At 73.4% G+C, this 17,052-nt stretch carries 10 protein-coding genes; 7 read left to right on the plus strand and 3 right to left on the minus strand.

The features are described 5' to 3' along the window. The first annotated feature begins 111 nt into the window (after window positions 1–111). Window positions 112–411, plus strand: coding sequence for a hypothetical protein (locus tag OG505_RS06430; protein ID WP_405431715.1), 300 nt, complete (start codon window positions 112–114; stop codon window positions 409–411). Window positions 412–513: 102 nt separating this feature from the next. Beyond that, the gene (locus tag OG505_RS06435; RefSeq protein WP_405431716.1) at window positions 514–921 is read left to right on the plus strand and encodes a four-helix bundle copper-binding protein; all 408 of its coding nucleotides are present in this window, start codon (window positions 514–516) and stop codon (window positions 919–921) included. A gap of 183 nt (window positions 922–1,104) precedes the next feature. Here OG505_RS06435 and OG505_RS06440 read toward each other — a convergent pair whose 3' ends face one another. After that, window positions 1,105–2,148 (minus strand): polysaccharide deacetylase family protein, encoded by a 1,044-nt coding sequence (locus tag OG505_RS06440; RefSeq protein WP_405431717.1) that lies wholly within the window; start codon window positions 2,146–2,148, stop codon window positions 1,105–1,107. Window positions 2,149–3,017: 869 nt separating this feature from the next. Here OG505_RS06440 and OG505_RS06445 point away from each other — a divergent pair. After that, window positions 3,018–4,091, plus strand: a complete 1,074-nt coding sequence (locus OG505_RS06445; protein WP_405431718.1) for a glycerophosphodiester phosphodiesterase family protein — start codon at window positions 3,018–3,020, stop codon at window positions 4,089–4,091. A gap of 110 nt (window positions 4,092–4,201) precedes the next feature. Here OG505_RS06445 and OG505_RS06450 read toward each other — a convergent pair whose 3' ends face one another. Continuing rightward, a complete protein-coding gene (locus OG505_RS06450) occupies window positions 4,202–6,544 on the minus strand; it encodes a BTAD domain-containing putative transcriptional regulator (protein ID WP_405431719.1) in 2,343 nt (780 codons plus the stop codon). Between the two features lie 409 nt (window positions 6,545–6,953). On the opposite strand from OG505_RS06450, the gene OG505_RS06455 reads away from it, so the two are divergent. Genes OG505_RS06455 through OG505_RS06470 form a run of 4 tightly spaced genes read left to right on the plus strand, consistent with a single transcriptional unit; the run spans window position 6,954 to window position 15,943 of the window. Continuing rightward, complete coding sequence (locus OG505_RS06455; protein WP_405431721.1) at window positions 6,954–9,344, plus strand: non-ribosomal peptide synthetase; 2,391 nt, start codon at window positions 6,954–6,956, stop codon at window positions 9,342–9,344. Further along, window positions 9,341–12,628, plus strand: coding sequence for an amino acid adenylation domain-containing protein (locus tag OG505_RS06460; protein ID WP_405431723.1), 3,288 nt, complete (start codon window positions 9,341–9,343; stop codon window positions 12,626–12,628). The genes OG505_RS06455 and OG505_RS06460 overlap by 4 nt, the downstream gene beginning before the upstream one ends. Continuing rightward, a complete protein-coding gene (locus OG505_RS06465; RefSeq protein ID WP_405431725.1) occupies window positions 12,625–15,759 on the plus strand; it encodes a type I polyketide synthase in 3,135 nt (1,044 codons plus the stop codon). The genes OG505_RS06460 and OG505_RS06465 overlap by 4 nt, the downstream gene beginning before the upstream one ends. Beyond that, the gene (locus OG505_RS06470; RefSeq protein WP_405431726.1) at window positions 15,752–15,943 is read left to right on the plus strand and encodes an MbtH family protein; all 192 of its coding nucleotides are present in this window, start codon (window positions 15,752–15,754) and stop codon (window positions 15,941–15,943) included. The genes OG505_RS06465 and OG505_RS06470 overlap by 8 nt, the downstream gene beginning before the upstream one ends. A gap of 63 nt (window positions 15,944–16,006) precedes the next feature. On the opposite strand, the gene OG505_RS06475 is transcribed toward OG505_RS06470, so the two are convergent. After that, on the minus strand, window positions 16,007–17,026 hold the full coding sequence (locus OG505_RS06475; RefSeq protein WP_405431727.1) for an aldo/keto reductase: 1,020 nt from the start codon (window positions 17,024–17,026) through the stop codon (window positions 16,007–16,009). Between the last annotated feature and the right edge of the window lie 26 nt (window positions 17,027–17,052).

The following is a 17,052-nucleotide window of genomic DNA, read 5'->3' on the forward strand; positions in this document are numbered from 1 at the left end:
CCTTTTTGTCCGGAAACTCGGTCGGGTGATCGGCCGGACCAGCGGCACGCGGCGATGCGCCCCGGCCGCCGCTCCAACGTCGGGCCGCTGCCGCGCGGAGCCTTCCACGCCGTGTCGGCACGGCGCGGTCGGGAGGACGCGCCCGACGAACCCGACCGGCTGCACTCGCAGTTGTTCACGGGCACCCGCACCGGGGGCATCGGCCTGCTCCGAGATCTGCAGGATCTCTACCTGATGGCTGCCGAGTGCGACATCACCTGGACCGTCGTGGGCCAGGCCGCCTACGGCGTGCGCGACAAGGACCTGCTCGCGGTGGTGCGCGAGTGCGAGGGGGAGACCGCCATCCAGCTCAAGTGGCTGCGTACGCGGATGAAGTCCGCTGCGCCGCAGGCGCTCGTCGTGGCGGACTGATTGGCGGCGACGTGGACGAGACCGGGCATCGGCGGCCGGCGACGGGTGTGTATCGGGACAATTCGGGTAGGGCCCAGGCAGCCGAGAGAAGGGGCCTCCCGAATGCCGAGCACCACGACGCCGATGCTGGAGACGTACCCGAAATCAATCAACCTGGACCGGGCGAAGCTGGCGGCGACGATCGACGCCCTCACCGACTGCGCCCAGGCCTGCACCGCGTGCGCCGACGCCTGCCTCAGCGAGGACCTGGTCGCGGACCTGACCAAGTGCACACGGACGGACCTGGACTGCGCCGACATCTGCACGACCACGGCCCGGGTGCTGTCCCGGCACACCGGCTACGACGCGAACCTGACGCGCAGCCTGCTGGAGGCGTGCGCCACCGCGTGCAGGTCGTGCGGGGACGAGTGCGCCCGGCACGCCGACAAGCACGAGCACTGCCGGGTCTGCGCCGACGCGTGTCGCGCCTGCGAGCGGGCCTGCCGGGACCTGCTGGCCACCATGAGCTGAGAACGGAACGCGGCGCCAGACCCCGACGGCTCGGGCGCCGCGCGGCGTGGTCGGCGGTTGGCCCAGGACGTACGGCCTGGGACGGAGTCGACTGGCGGCCAGCGGCAATCCTTACGGTGTGACCGGGTCAAGTTACGCGTCCTGCGTGGCGTCCGGCCGGCGCCACGCAGGACCGTCGCGGTGTCAGCCGGTCGTACAGGAGCGGATCTGCGGTCGGGCGCTGCTGTTGCCGTTGAACATCGTGGTGAAGCCGAACGTGTTGCCGCTGCCGTTGGGGCGTACGGTCATCACGTAGCCGCTGCTGTCCCAGGTGGCGCTGCCGTTCCAGATGGTCGAGACCTTCTGCGGCGCGGTGAGGGCGACCACCACGGTCCAGGTGCTGGTGCCGCTGACGGTGACCGAGGTGTTGTACCGGTCACCCCAGACGTTCGGCGTCGTTGCCGTCGCCGTGCAGCTGCCGGACGGCGGCGGGGTCGTGCTGCTGGGCGGGGGAGTCGTGCTGCCCGGTGGCGGGGTCGCGCCGTCGGGTGCGACCGCGCGACCGGTGGACGGCGAGATCATGCCGGGGCAGAGGTTGCGGCTGGTCAGGTTGGCCACGATCTGGCCGATGGCGTCCCGGGTGTTCTGGATCCCGTCGTGCATGAGGATGACCTGGCCGGCCTGGAGACGGCTGGCGTTCGACACGATCTGGCTGACGCTCGCGCCGTTCCAGTCCTGTGAGTCGACATCCCAGATCACCTGCCGCATCCCGAGCGACGAGGCGACCGACTGGAGGGTCGAGTTCGTCTCACCGTACGGCGGCCGGAAGAGCTGCGGCTGGCTGCCGGTCGCGGACTGGATCGCCGAACTCGTCTGGGACAGGTCGGACTGCATCTGGGACTGACTCATCGACGTCATGTGGGCGTGGCTCCAGCTGTGGTTGCCGACCCACATGCCGGCGGCCACCTGTGCCTGCGCCGCCGACCTGTTGTTCTGCACGTTCTGCCCGATGTTGAACATGGTGGCCCGTACGCCGTTGGCGCGCAGCACGTTCAGCAGAGCGCTGGTGCTGCCGGTCGGACCGTCGTCGAAGGTCAGCCCGACGTAGCCGTTGCAGGTGGCGGCGCTCGACGGCGTCGCGGTGGCCACGACGACGACGCCGCACGTCGCGACGGCGGTGGCGAGGATGGACAGCACCGCGCGTAGTCGCCTCGACCGTACGAGCGTGCCAGCGGAGACAGTGCTCATCTGTGCCCCTTCTACCGGGTCGGACGTGCCCCGGTGTGTGCGGGCGGCACGGTCCGGTCCGGACGTGTGGGTGGTGGGTGGGGAGATCGACCGAAGCCCGCCGGAAGCGGGATCGCATCGACCAGAATGGATCGGAGTATTGCAGCGAGAATTCCGACGCGTCAACAATTTCCGGAACCCCCGCCGGAGCCATCAGGAGCCGCTCTCGCGCTCGACCCGAGGCGGGAGCAGCCGGGATGTCTCCACAATGGCGATCCGCCGGCCGCGACGGTCCGAGCTGGTCGCCCTCGTTTCCGGCGTCCACGATGGCATGATCCGGAAATCTCCCGGAACTCTCGCCGGAGATCCGATCAATCGGCGGCGGCCGTCGCCGAGACCCCGGTTGTTGAGTGATTGATCAGGGCTTTGGCCAGGCTCGACGGGCCGTGCGGCGGGCAGGGCTCGCCAGGTGGTCTCGCAATGTTTCCGATAAACGTTGACACTGCGCCAAGGTGCTACCAATACTTCCGCCATCGACACACCTTGACGGATGTCGATTCGGGTCGCTCGCGGCGACCTGGTCTGCCGGGCGGCGACGGCAGCCGGCCGCACCTTGGGTCAACGGTCTCCCGCAGGGCGAGCTGACCGCCGGCCGGATCGCCCCGCACGGCGGGCTGGGGCGGTCCGGCCCCCGGATCGGATCACCGTGGGCACCCGTCGGTGAACTCCCGGCGCGGAACGTGCTGCCCGTCAGGTCCGTCGTGTCGCGGCCACGGCCGTCGAGGGTTCGGCGAGCGTTCACACCCCGCACGTGGCGGTTTCACCGTGCCGGATCACCTCCCACCTAGCCTCGCCGGGGCATCTGCACCCCAAGAGCTGAGGTTTGCACCATGTCCCTGCGTCACGTTCTGGCGGGCCTCGCCGTTCTGCCCGCGCTCGCCGCTCCGGTAGCCGCGCACGCGTCGACCGTCGACACCGCCAGCGCGCTGCACCCCCAGAAGACCCATTTCGACCTCCAGGCCCACCGCGGCGGCATCGGCATGACCACCGAGGAGTCGCTGGAGGGCTTCGGCAAGGCGATGCGCCTCGGTGTCACCACGCTGGAGCTGGACACCCAGATCACGAAGGACCAGAAGGTGGTCGTCAACCACGACCGCCAGATCAGCGCTCAGAAATGCGCCGACACCGCACCGGTCAGGGCCGGTGACCCGATGTACCCGTACGTCGGCAAGTACATCAAGGACCTCACCCTCGCCCAGCTCAAGACCATGGACTGCGGCTACCAGCAGCTTCCGGGCTTTCCCGAGCAGGAGCAGGTCAAGGGTTTCCGCATGGTCGAGTTGAAGGACGTCCTCGGCCTGGTCAAGAGCTACCAGGCCAAGCAGATCACCCTCAACATCGAGACCAAGGTCGAGGCGGGCGCGCCCGAGCAGACCGCGCCCCGTGAGCTGTTCGTCCGGCGGGTCTTCGAGGAGATCCACTCCTCGGGCATCGAGAAGCAGGTCACCATCCAGTCGTTCGACTGGGGTGCGCTGAGCCAGATGCACCGGCTCGCGCCGAAGTGGCCGCTGGTGGCCCTCACGAACTACGACTTCCTCCAGGTCGGCCAGCCGGGCGCGTCCCCCTGGCTGGGCGGGATCGACGTTGACGACTACGACGGCGACTTCGTGCGGGCCGCCGCCGCCATCCCCGGCGTCACCGCCCTGTCGCCCAACTACGGCTTCCCGCAGAACGGAACCATCAGCGACCCGAACTTCCGCTTCTACCCGGACGCGACAATGGTGGCCGAGGCGCACGCCCGGGGCCTGAAGATCATTCCGTGGACCTGCGACGACCCGGCCACCGTGTCCGCGCTGATGGACATGGGCGTCGACGGGATCATCACCAACTACCCCAACCGGGTCCGGGCGATCATGGCCGAGCGTGGCATGCGGCTGCCGAAGAGCTACCAGCCCCGCCACTGACCCGCACGCCCGATCCGGGGCCGGTCCCGTGAGCTGCCTGGCGCGCTCGCGGGGCCGGTTCCGTCCGGCGGGAGTGCCTCGGCGCGGCTGGCGACGGTCGGTGAGCCCGGTCAGGCCGGATGCTCAATGAGCCTCCTCGGATTGCCCGTCCGCTGCGCCGGGACGCCGGTCGGGCGGTGGGCGCCGCCCAACTCCGTCGTCCACGGCCGGGCCTGCGCGGCCGGCGCCCGCCACCGGGCCAGCGCCCCGGCCGACGAGTCGACGTGCTGCCCGCCGCCGGCCCCGGCGGGCCCCGCGTCGGGGCCGGTCGCCTCGCCGCCGGCCGGCGCGATGCCCAACTCCCGCATCCGCTCGACGTACGTGCGGTACCGCCGCTGCGCCTCGCCGTGCCGCCCGGCCGCGCGCAGCACCTGCACCAACTCCAGGTGGGCGTCCTCGTCGTACGGGTCCCGGTGCACCAGCCGCATCAGGTAGACCAGCTTCTGGTCGGTGTCCGAGGCGTGCTGGGCCAGAGCCCGCAGCACGCTCGTGTGCGCGACCTGCGCCTCCTCGCGCAGCGGCTGCGCCCAGTCCTCGTACGGGTCGTCGGCGAGGAAGTCCCCGCCGTACAGCTCGTCGGCGCGGACCAGCGCACGGGCCGTGTCCGGGTGTCCGCCCCGCACGGCGACCTGCGCCTCCTCGGCGGCGGTCAGGAACGTCTCGACGTCCACGTCGATCACGTCCAGGTCGATCGCCACCGAACCCCGGTCGGCCAGCACCGCGCCCCGGCCGCTGGTGCGGCGTCCGGTGCCGAGCACCCGGCGCAACGTGGACAGCAGCACCGACAGCCGGTTCGCGGTACGCGACGGTGACTCGTCCGGCCAGAGCAGCTCCATCAGCCTGGCCCGGGGCACGGCGCGTCCCCGGTGCGCGACGAGGATCTTGAGCAGGTCCCGTGCCTTCTTGGACTGCCACTCGCCGTACGGGACGACGGCGCCGGCCCGGAACACCCGGAAGTCGCCCAGCGTGTGGATGACCACCGCCGGTACGCGCAGCGTGATCGCGGTGAGCCCGTCGGCGACGCCCGGGTCCAGGCGTACCCCGCAGCGGCGCAGCTTCTGCTCGGCGCCCTCGGCGCCGCGGCGGGCCTGCCGCCCCTGTAGCCGGGCGGCGATCAGCTGGACGGTGGCCTCCTCGGCCGGGTCGCCCAGTTCCCGGCAGAGCGCGGCGGCGTCGTCGAGCAGCCCGGCGGACGCGCGCGGGTCGTCCGCCGCGAGCACGGTGAGCTGGAGCGCCTCGACGAGGGTGGCGCGTCGCCGCCCGACGGTCGCGCCGGTGCGGGCCTCGGCGGCGTCGAAGTGGGCGGCGGCGGTGTCACCGCGCAGCAGCGCCACCCAGCCGCGGGCCAGCAGGGCGTACGGCCGTTCGGGCTCCCGGGCCATGGTGACCGCCCGTTCGGCGAGATCCTGCGCGGCGCACAGGTCGTCGGCCGCGCGGATCCGCGCCAGCTCGGCCAGGACCCAGGCCGGCGAGACGATGCGCGGCTGACCGCTGCCCACCGCGGCCAGGGCGCTCTCCAACGCCTGCCGGCCCTGCCGCGGCTCCCGCCGGCGGCGGTGCACCATCCCGAGGGCGGCCAACGAGATCGCCTCGTCGGCGGCGACTCCCGCCAGTTCCCGCAGGCGAAGCCCTGCGGCGCCGTCGGCGAGGGCCTCCTCCAACCGGCCGAGCTGACACTTCGCCACGGCGGCGAGGGTCAGCGCGTACGGCTCGAAACCGGTGTCACCCGCCACCTCGGTCAGTCGGACGGCCGCCTCGGCGTGCCGCAGCGCGTCGGCGGCGTCGCCAGCCCACAGCAGGTGACCGGCCAGGTCCAGGTGGACCATCAACCGCAGCAGGTCGGCGTCCGCCCGGCGCAGTCCGTCGGTCGCCTCCGCGCGCCCGTGGGTCGCCGCCGCGCGCCCGTGGGTCGCCGCCGCGTCGCCGGTGGCGGCGGCGAGCAGCACGACCACCCGGGCGTACGCCTGGTGGGCGGTCGGGACGCCGCACGCGTGGGCGGCATGCGCCGCCTCCTCGACGTCGGCGCTGGCCCGCTCGATGTCGTCGTCGAGCAGATGGTGCACCGCCGCGTGGCAGTACATCTGCACGGCGTGTGGGCCGGTCGCGCCGATCGGCGCGGTCGCCAGGCGGGCCGCCGCCAGGTGCGGTTCTCCGGCGAGGTGGTGCCGCAGCGCCGCGCGCCAGATCTCCGCGACCGGCGCGTCGGCCGGGTCGGGTGTCGCGGCCAGGAGGTCGGGCTGGGTGGCGAGCCACAGGTGCGCGGCCGCGCGGTCACCGGCGGCGGCGAGGCGACGCAGCGCCCGCCCCGGGTCACCAGCCGCAGAGTGTCGTTCTGCTGTCGATGCCTCGTCCCCACCTTCGCTGCGAGCCGGCGTCGACGGGCGCCAGGCATGGTTGACATTGTCTCCGGACATGCACCGCTCCTGTGTTCTCTCGTGGAGGCTCAGGCGAGCGAAGAGACAACCGGGCACTACGAGTCGTCGCCCCCGGCGTGGCTTCCCCCCGGGCACGATCATTGTCTTCATCGAGCGGCATCGCCATAACCAAAAGAGTCGGTGTACTTACTGACTGCAATGCGCTATCGGCATAAAGGCGCACTCAGGTTTCCCTCAGACCGCCGCAACGGCACCCGAACGGCCCCTACAAGCAACTGGCACGGGCGCGGTCCAGACTTCCCGGCATTGCGTGTCACCCGCCGATCGGAGCTGAGATCCGATGACCGAACAGACAGTTTTCCCTGGCCTTTCCGCCTTTTGGGAACGACAGCTCACGGACCTCCCGGAGCCGCCGGACCTGCCCTTCGCGCCACCGACCGCCCCTGCCGTGGACACCCGTGCGAATCTGCCCTGTGACTCGGTCGAGCCGCAGGTCAGCTCGTTGGCTGGCCTGTTCGCGCTGCTGCACCGCTGGGCCGGCGGCCGGGACCTGCTCGCCGAGACGCCGGCCGCGCCGACCGGCTCGGGACGCTGGCTGCCCGTGCGGGTCCGGTTGCCCGAGGATCCCACGTGGACCGAGCTGCGGGACCTGGTCCGAACGGCTCTGCGCGAGGCCCGGGAGCACGACGCGGAATTGCCCGAAACGGTTCCCGACTATCGGCCGGTGGTATCGATTAGTTCGGATCAGGCACCCTCCGGTTATCGGGGTGCGGTGCGGCTGCTGATCGACGACACCGACGAACGGCCGGCGGCCACGGTGAGCCACCACCCGCACGCGACGTCGATCGGGGCGGCGCTGGCCGTGCTCCTCACTCGGGCGCAGGAACGGCCCACAGCACGCCTGTCCGACCTCCCGCTGCTCGACCCGGCGACGGAACGGCAGGTGGTGATCGACTGGAACGCCACCGACACCGACTATCCGCGCGAAAAGTCGGTGCCCGACCTGTTCGCCCAGTGGGTGCGGCAGACCCCGGACGCGCCCGCGCTACGCGACGGCGAGAGGGTCCTCGCCTACCGGGAGGTGGACCGGCGTGCCAACCACCTGGCGGGGCGGCTGCGCCGGCTGGGGATCGGCGCCGAGACGCTGGTCGGCATCTGCCTCGCCGACACGACCGCCTGGGTGATCGCCGCGCTGGCGACGCTCAAGGTCGGCGCCGCGTACCTGCCGCTGGACCCCGGATACCCGCCGGAGCGGCTGGCGTTGATGTGCCGCGACGCCACACCGGGAGCGATCCTGCACACCGCCGCGCTGGCCGACCGGCTCCCGGACGACGGCACGCCCCGGATCGTCGTGGACCGGCTGCCGGACGACGACGGCCCCGCGGACCCGCCGGCGGTGACCATCCACCCCGACCAGCTCGCGTACGTGATGTACACGTCGGGCTCCACCGGCCGCCCCAAGGGCACCGGGGTCAGCCACCGCAACATCGTCCGGCTGGTCCGCGACACCAACTTCGTCGACGTACGCCCGGACGACGTGATGGGACAGGCCGCCACGATGTCGTTCGACGCGGCGACCCTGGAGGTGTGGGGCGCCCTGCTCAACGGCGCCTGCCTGGCGGACCTGGACATCGACGACGTGATCGTGCCGGACCGGTTGCGCGCCCGGCTGCGCGACACCGGCGTGACGATGATGTTCCTGACCACGTCCGTGGCTCGGCAGGTGGCGACCGAGGCGCCGGACGCCCTGGCCGCGCTGCGCTACCTGACGTTCGGCGGCGAGCAGGCCGACCGGACGGCAGTGGACCGGCTCCGGGCGGCCTGCCCGGACACGACGCTGGTCAACGGGTACGGCCCGACCGAGGCCACCACCTACACCACGACGTACGACTGCGCCCGGCTCACCGCCGCGGACCCGATCGTGCCGATCGGCGGCCCGGTCGCCAACACCCGGGTGTACGTGCTGGACCGGCTCCTGCAACCGGTGCCGCCCGGGGTGCTCGGTGAGCTGTTCATCGGCGGGGACGGGGTGGCCCGTGGCTACCTCGGCCGCCCCGACGCGACGGCCGAGAAGTTCGTGCCCGACCCGTTCGGGCCGCGCACCGGTGGTCGGCTCTACCGCACCGGCGACGTGGTCCGGCAACGCCCGGATGGGCTGATCGAGTTCGTCGGCCGCTCCGACCACCAGGTCAAGATCCGCGGGTACCGGGTGGAGCCGGGCGAGGTGACCGAGGCGTTGCGCGCTGGCGGGCTGCTGCGGGACGCGATCGTGCGCGCCGACCGCGACGCCGCCGGCGACGCCCGGCTGGTCGCCTACGTCGTGCCCGACGACGGGGTGCGCGTCGAGACGGTCCGGGAGCGGGCCCGCGAGCAACTGCCCGACCACCTGGTGCCGGCTGTGTTCGTGGTGGTGCCGCGGCTGCCGCTCAACCGCAACGGCAAGGTGGACGTCGCGGCGCTGCCCGCGCCCGACACCGCCGCGAAGGGCGACGACGACGACGCTTTGCGGACGCCCACCGAGCGGACGGTGGCCGAGATCTGGCAGGACGTCCTCGGCGTGCCGGTGCGCCGCCGCGACGACGACTTCTTCGACCTTGGCGGGCGGTCCCTGAAGGCGACCCGGGTCCGCTCCCGGCTCGCCGCCGCGATCGGCGCGGAGGTGCCGCTCCGGCTGATCTTCGACCACCCGACGGTGGCCGAGCTGGCCGCCGCGGCCGACGAGATCGGCGGGGTGCCGGTCGAGCCCACCGAAGCGGCAGTGCCGGTCGCGTCGGACGGGCCGCCACCCGCCGACCTCGCCGGCCTGCTCGACCAGCTCGAACAGGGGATCGCCCGATGATCGGAGCCCGCACACCCGTGCAGTTGCGCCAGCGCGTGGACGCCCTGCCGCCCGAGCGGCGGCGGGCGTTCCTCGCCGCGATCCGCGCCGACGGCGATCGGTACGGCATCCACCCGCTCACCGCCGCCCAGGAGTGGATGCTGCTGCTGGCGCAGCTCCGCCCGGACAGCCCGGCCTACCACGTGCCGTACCGGGTGGACCTGCGCGGCGACCTGGACGTGGCCGCGTTGCGCGGCGCGCTCGACGAGGTCGTGGCGCGGCACGAGGCGCTGCGCACGGTGTTCGTGCCGCTGGACGGGCAGTCGTACCAGCTGGTCCTGCCGCCGACCGGCCTGCCGCTGGTGGTCGAGGACGTCGCGCCGGAGCGGATCGACGAGTACGCCGCGGCCGAGGCGGTACGCCCGTTCGACCTGGCCCGGGGGCCGCTGGTGCGGGCCACCCTGTGTCGCACCGGCCCCACCGACTTCACGCTGCTGCTGTCCCTGCACCACGTGGTGTGCGACGGCTGGAGCATGGGTCTGCTGTTCGAGGAGCTGTCGACGGCGTACGCGGCCCTGCTCCAGGGGCGGCGTCCGGCGCTGCCGCCGGCGCCCCGGGACGTGCCGGCCGCGCTGGCTCAGGACCGGCTGCTCGGCCCGACCGAGCTGGCCCGGCGCCTCAACTGGTGGCGCGACGCGCTGACCGGCGCCCCGCCAGGGCTCGACCTGCCGACCGACCGGCCCCGCCCGGCCGAGCTGGAGGACGCCGGCCACGAGATCGAGTTCTCCTGGCCACCGGAGCTGGCCGACCGGGTCGCCGAGGCGGGCCGCCGCACCGGCGCGACGCCGTACATGATCTTCGCGGCGGCCTGGGCGGCGTTGCTGCACCGACGCAGCCAGCAGCCCGACCTGCTGATCGCCACCCCGGTGGCGAACCGGCAGACGCTCGACAGTGAGACCGCGGTCGGCTTCTTCGTCAACACCCTGGTGCTGCGCAGCCGGGTCGACGGTCAACTGACCTTCGCCGCGCTGCTGGATCGGCTGCGGGACTCCGCCCTGACCGCGCTGACCGATCCGGTGCCGTTCGACGCCCTGGTGCAGGAGCTGCGCCCGGTCCGCGACGCCGGCCGCCACCCGCTCGCCCAGGTGATGTTCGCCGTCGAGGACGGTTGGGAGCAGCGGCTGACCCTGCCCGGGGTGAGCGTCCTGGCCAGCGGTGAGACGCACACCGGCACGTCCATGTTCGACCTGACGCTGACCGTCATCCCGTACGAGGGCCGCATCGACGGGCGGATCGAGTACCGGACGCGGCTCTTCGACGAGTCCACCGCCCGGGCGCTCGCCGCCCAGCTCGACACCCTGCTCACCGCCGCGCTCGCCGCCCCGGACACCCCCGTGGACCGGCTGCCGCTGCTCGACGCGACCGCCGGCCGGGAGCTGGTGGACCGCTGGGCCGCCGCCGCGTCCGCGCCGCGGGACCAGCCGAGCCTGGGCGAGCTGGTCGCCCGCCAGGCCGCGGCGGCACCGGAGACGATCGCTCTGGCGTACCGCGATCAGGCCCTGACCTACCGGGAGCTGGACGGGCGGGCCGACCGCCTGGCCCGGACCCTCGCCGCCCGGGGCGTGCGGGCCGAGACGACCGTCGGGGTCTGCCTGCCCGCCGGCCCGGACTGGGTGGTCACCTTCCTCGCCGTACTCCGGGCCGGTGGGGTCTACCTGCCCCTGGACCCGCAGTTGCCGGCGGCCCGGCTGGCGCACCTGCTCGCCGACTCCGCCGCCGCGCTGGTGGTCACCACTGCCGACGCGGAGTTGGCGCTGCCCACCACCGGCGTGCCGCTGCTGCGCCTCGACGAGCAGCCGCAGGCAGTCGACGCCCCGCTCCCGACGGCCGTCCACCCCGACGCCGCCGCCTACCTGATCTACACATCCGGCTCGACCGGACTGCCCAAGGGCGTCGTCGGCACCCACCGAGGGCTGAGCAACCTCGCCGCGGCGCAGGCCCGGCTGGTCGGCGTCCGGGCCGACGACCGGGTCCTGCAGTTCCACTCGATCAGCTTCGACGTGGCGCTGTCCGATGTGGTCACCGCGCTCACGGCGGGCGCCACGTTGCGCCTGCTCGGCCCGGACGAGCGCACCCCCGGCCCCGACCTGGCCGCCGCGCTCACCCGGCACCGTGTCTCGGTGGCCGACCTGCCGCCGGTGGTCCTCGACGCGTTGGACCCCGCCGCCGTGCCCGAGCTGCGGATACTCACCGTCGGCGGCGAACCCTGCGCCCCGGACGTCGCCGCCGCCTGGTCGTGCGACCGGCTCCTGATCAACGGGTACGGCCCGACCGAGGCCACCGTCACCGCCACCGCCGCCCGCTGCGCACCCGCCGACGCCGAGCTGCCGATCGGCCGGCCGCTGACCGGGGTCCGCGCCTACGTGCTCGACACCGAGCTGCGGCCGGTGCCGCCCGGGGTGCCCGGCGAGCTGCACCTCGGCGGCGCCGGAGTGGCCCGCGGCTACCACGGCGACCCCGCGCTCACCGCCGGGCGTTTCCTGCCCGACCCGTACGCGCCGACACCGGGCGAGCGGATGTACGCCACCGGCGACCTGGTCCGCTGGCGTGCCGACGGGCAACTGGTCTTCCTCGGCCGGGCGGACAACCAGGTGAAGATCAACGGCTATCGGATCGAGCTGGGCGAGGTGGAGGCCCAACTGCGGCAGTGCCCGGGGGTGCGCCGGGCCGCCGCCGTGGTGCGGACCGACGCGCCCGGCGGTCGACGACTGGTCGGCTACCTCGTCGGCGACGGGTTGGCGATCGACGAGCTGCGCCAGAGCCTGCTGCGGCGGTTGCCCCGCTATCTCGTGCCGAGCGCCTTCGTGGTGGTCCCCGACCTACCGGTGACGGCCAGCGGCAAGCTCGACCCGTCCCGGCTGCCTGCCCCCGCCGTGGCCCGCGCCGACCTCGGCGCCGCGTACGTGGCACCCAACGGCGCTGTCGAACGCGCCATCGCCGACACCTGGCGGCAGGTGCTCGGCGTCGACGACGTCGGCGCGGACGACAACTTCTTCGACCTGGGCGGCACGTCACTGCTGCTGGCGCGGGTGCAGACCCGGCTCACCGAACGGCTGGGCCGACCGGTGCCCGCCGTCGAGCTGTTCCGCTACCCGACCATCGCGCTGCTGGCCCGGTTCCTCGACGGCACGGCCGCCCCGACGGCCCCACCGGCCGGCGGCCGGCGACGAGACGAACGCAAACAGGCGCTGGCCGACCGGGCTCGCCGGGCCCGCCCGGTGCCGGCGGGGGAGGGACGAGCGTGACCGACCAGGAGACCGGACTGGAGATCGCCATCGTCGGGATGGCCGGCCGCTTTCCCGGCGCCGCCGATGTCGACGAGCTGTGGCAGCGGATCCTCGCCGGGGAGGAGACCATCACCCGGTTCACCGACGCGGAGCTGGCGGCCGCCGGCCTCACCGAAGAGGAGCGGCGGCACCCCGATCATGTGCCGGCGCACGGCGCGCTGGCGGACATCGACCGGTTCGACGCCGGCTTCTTCAGCTACTCGCCCCGTGACGCGCGGCTGCTCGACCCGCAACAGCGGCTCTTCCTGCAGACCGCCTGGACCGCCCTGGAACGCGCCGGTCACCTCGCCGGGAACCCCGACCGGCTGGTCGGCGTGTACGCCGCCGCCGCGGCCAGCGGCTATCTCCTGCACCACCTGTTCCGCAACCCGCGGCTCGACTCGGTCTCCGAGTACGAGCTGATGCTCGCCAACGACAAGGACTCGCTGCCCACCCGGGTGGCGTACCACCTGGACCTGCGCGGACCCGCCGTGGCGGTGCAGACGGCCTGTTCGTCGTCGCTGGTCGCCGTGCACCTCGCCGCGCAGGCGCTGCTCGCCCGGGAGTGCGACGTCGCGCTCGCCGGCGCCGCGCACGTGCTGCTGCCCACCGGCACCGGCTACCGGCACGAGGCCGGCGGCATCATGTCCCGCGACGGGCACTGCCGCCCCTTCGACGTGCGCGCCACCGGGACCGTGGGAGGCGACGGCGCCGCCGTGGTCGTCCTACGCCGGCTGGCGGACGCCCGCGACGACGGCGACACGGTGTACGCGATCATCCGTGGCTCCGCGATCAACAACGACGGCCGGGTCAAGGTCGGCTTCACCGCTCCCGGTGTGGACGGTCAGGTCGCCGCGATCCGGGCCGCCCAGGAGGTTGCCGAGGTCGACCCGGCCACCATCGGCTACGTAGAGGCGCACGGCACCGGCACCGAGCTGGGCGACCAGATCGAGCTGCGCGCCCTGGCCGAGGCGTTCCGGGCCGCAGACGCGAGACCGGGCGCGGACGGCGGTCGGGAGGCCGACGGGGGCCGGTGCGCGCTCGGCTCGGTCAAGTCGATCCTCGGTCACCTCGACGTCGCCGCCGGGGTGACCGGGCTGATCAAGGCCACGCTGGCGCTGCACCACCGGGTGGTGCCGCCCAGCCCGTACTGCACCGAGCCCCACCCCGAGCTGACCGGTGGACCGTTCCACGTGCCGACCACCGCGCAGCCCTGGCCCGACCTGGGCACGCCGTCCCGCGCGGCGGTCAGCTCCTTCGGCATCGGCGGCACCAACGCCCACGTCGTGCTCCAGGCCGCCGAACCGGCGGATCACCGCCCCGACGACCGCGGGTCCGCGCAGCTGCTGGTGCTCTCCGCCCGGGACGCCGACGCGCTCGACCGGGCCCGCGACCAGCTCGCCACCCACCTGAGCGAGCACCCCGACGTGCCGCTGGCCGACGTCGCGTACACCCTCGCGCGCACCCGACGGGAGTTCGGCCACCGGCTCGCCACCGTCGCCCGCGACGCCACGACCGCCGCCGCCCAGCTCGCCGACCGCGACTCGGCGCTCGTCCGCACCGGCGTCGCCAGCGGTACGCCGGCCGGGGTGGCGCTGCTCTTTCCCGGCCAGGGCGCGCAGTACACGGGAATGGGCCGCACCCTCTACCGCACCGAACCGGTCTACCGGGCGGCCTTCGACCGCTGTGCCGACCTGCTGCGCCCGCACCTCGACGTGGACCTGCGGACCCTGCTCTGCCCACCCGGCGACGCGGTGCCGGCCGTACCCGAGCTGGACGAGACCCGGCTCACCCAGCCGGCCCTGTTCGCCGTCGAGTACGCCCTCGCCGAACTGCTGCGCCACCACGGCGTACACCCGGCCGCGCTGGCGGGACACAGCCTCGGCGAGTACGTGGCCGCCTGCCTGGCCGGCGTCTTCACCCTGCCCGACGCGCTCGCCACCGTCGCCGTCCGCGGCCGGCTCATGCAGGCCCAGGCCCCCGGGTCGATGCTCTCGGTGGCCCTCGGCGTCGACGAGGTGACGGCGCTGCTGCCCGCCGCGGTGGAGGTGGCCGCCGCCAACGCGCCGCACCTCACCACCGTCTCCGGCGAGACCACCGCCGTCGCCGCGCTCGCCGCCGACCTGCGCGGGCAAGGGGTGGCCTGCCGGGAGGTACGCACCTCCCACGCGTTCCACTCGGCCCTGATGGACCCGGCTCTGGCCGGCTTCGCCGCGCACCTGCGGGAGGTACCGCTGCGTCCGCCCAGGCTGCCGGTCGTGTCCAACGTGACCGGCGGCTGGCTCACCGACGACGAGGCCACCGACCCCGACTACTGGGTGCGGCAGCTGCGCCGCCCGGTCAACTTCACCGCCGCCGCTGACCTGCTGCTCGGTGAGCGGTACGCGTTGCTGGAGGTAGGTCCGGGTCGCACCCTGGCCACCCTCGTCCGACAGCATGACGCCGCACGCGGGGTGCCGGTGCTGACCAGCCTGCCCGCCGATCGCACCCCGACCGGTGAGGACGACGAAGTCGCCCTGGCCGTCGGCCGGCTCTGGCTCGCCGGGGCACCGGTGCGTTGGCCCGACGGTCGCGCCGACGGACGACGGCGGGTGCCCCTGCCCACGTACCCGTTCGCCGGTGAGCGGCACTGGGTCGACGCGTACCGGCCGGAACCCGCCGGCGAGGTCACGCCGGTCACCGTGGCACCGCCACCGGTCTCGGCGGAATCGGCGGCGGCCTCGACGGCGACCGCGCCGAGCGACGAGCCGTACGAGGTGGTGCGGCGGATCTGGTTGGATCTGCTCGGCGTCGACGAGATCGGCCCCGACGACGACTTCTTCGAGCTGGGCGGGCACTCGCTGCTCGGCACCCGGGTGGTGGCGCGACTGCGCGACGCGCTCGGCGTCGACCTGCCGCCCGCCGCGATCTTCGAGTCGCCCACGCCCGCCGCGTTGGCCCGTACCGTCGCCGGGTTGGCGCGGCCGGCTCCCGCCGTACCCCCGGCGGTTTCCCCGCCGACGGACGGCGACCTCACCGACCTGCTCGCGGAGATCCGGGCGTTGTCCCCGGAGAGTCTCGCCCGCGAGCTGCATCTGGCCCGACACGAGGAAGGCAACCCCGATGGCTGACGAACACCGCGTGGTGGTCAACGACGAGGAGCAGTACGCCCTGTGGCCCCGGCACAAGGAGGTGCCGGACGGTTGGCGGGACGCCGGCTGCGCCGGCAGCCGCCAGGAGTGCCTGGAGTTCGTGACGCGCACCTGGACCGACATGCGTCCCCGTGGCGTCCGCGAACACCTCGCCGCCGGCTGAGCGGTGGGTCACCGAACAGGCGAGTGACGTCGGCGGCGCACCGACGTGGTGCCCGCGTCGGGGTCAGCGGCGGCGCAGGGCCGGGTCGAGCAGGGCGGGCGGGGTGTCGAACTTCTCGTGTGCGGCGAGGTCGACGCCCGGCGCGACGATCGCGTCGATCGCGTCCAGCACGTCGGCGGAGAGCACGGTGTCCGCGGCGGCGAGCTGGGAGTGCAGGTGGTCGATCGTACGGGGACCGATGATCGCGCTGGTCACGGCCGGGTGCGCGGTGACGAACCCGAGCGCGAGCTGGATCATGGTGAGGCCGGCCCCGTCGGCGACCTTGGCCAGTTGCTCGACGGCATCCATCCTGGCCCGGTTGGCCGGCAGGGCGGTGTCGAAGCGCTCCGGCAGGATCGCCGACCGGCTGGTGGTGATCTCCCGGCCCGCCCGGACCGCGCCAGAGAGCCAGCCCGAGGCGAGCGGGCTCCACGCCAGCACGCCGAGCCCGTATTCCTCGGTCACCGGCAGGACGTGGCTCTCGATCCCGCGCTGCAGGATCGAGTAGCTGGGCTGTTCGGTGACGTACCGGCTCAGGTGGTGCTCCCGCGCGGCCCACTCGGCCTGCACGATCCGGTACGCGGGGAAGGTCGACGAGCCGAAGTAGCGGATCTTTCCGGCCCGCTGCAGGTCGGTCAACGCCGACAGCGTCTCCTCGTCGCTGGTGGTCGGGTCCCACCGGTGGATCTGGTAGAGGTCGACGTGGTCGACGCCGAGGCGGCGCAGGCTGTTGTCCAGCTCGGTGACGAGCCAGCGGCGTGAGCTGCCCCGGTGGTCGCGCCTGTCGCCCATCGGCATGCCGGCCTTCGTGGCCAGGACGATGTCGTCGCGGCGGCCGGCGATCGCCCGGCCGACCATCTCCTCCGACTCGCCCTGGCTGTACATGTCGGCGGTGTCGATCAGGTTGATCCCGCCCTCCAGGGCGGCGTCGACGATCGCGGTGGCCTGGTCCTGGCTGGTGTGGCCCAGCTTGCCGAAGTTCATGGCGCCCAGCACGAGTGTGCTGACCTGGACGCCGGTACGACCCAACGTGCGGTACTGCATTGCTGATCCTCCGTGCTCAAGGGGTG

The organism is Micromonospora sp. NBC_00617, from assembly GCF_045161355.1.
Taxonomy (GTDB): domain Bacteria; phylum Actinomycetota; class Actinomycetes; order Mycobacteriales; family Micromonosporaceae; genus Micromonospora.

Coding starts and splice junctions, on each gene's coding strand:
- OG505_RS06435 (WP_405431716.1), top strand. CDS start 514: ATGCCGAGCACCACGACGCCGATGCTGGAGACGTACCCGAAATCAATC.
- OG505_RS06440 (WP_405431717.1), bottom strand. CDS start 2,148: ATGAGCACTGTCTCCGCTGGCACGCTCGTACGGTCGAGGCGACTACGC.
- OG505_RS06445 (WP_405431718.1), top strand. CDS start 3,018: ATGTCCCTGCGTCACGTTCTGGCGGGCCTCGCCGTTCTGCCCGCGCTC.
- OG505_RS06450 (WP_405431719.1), bottom strand. CDS start 6,544: ATGTCCGGAGACAATGTCAACCATGCCTGGCGCCCGTCGACGCCGGCT.
- OG505_RS06460 (WP_405431723.1), top strand. CDS start 9,341: ATGATCGGAGCCCGCACACCCGTGCAGTTGCGCCAGCGCGTGGACGCC.
- OG505_RS06470 (WP_405431726.1), top strand. CDS start 15,752: ATGGCTGACGAACACCGCGTGGTGGTCAACGACGAGGAGCAGTACGCC.
- OG505_RS06475 (WP_405431727.1), bottom strand. CDS start 17,026: ATGCAGTACCGCACGTTGGGTCGTACCGGCGTCCAGGTCAGCACACTC.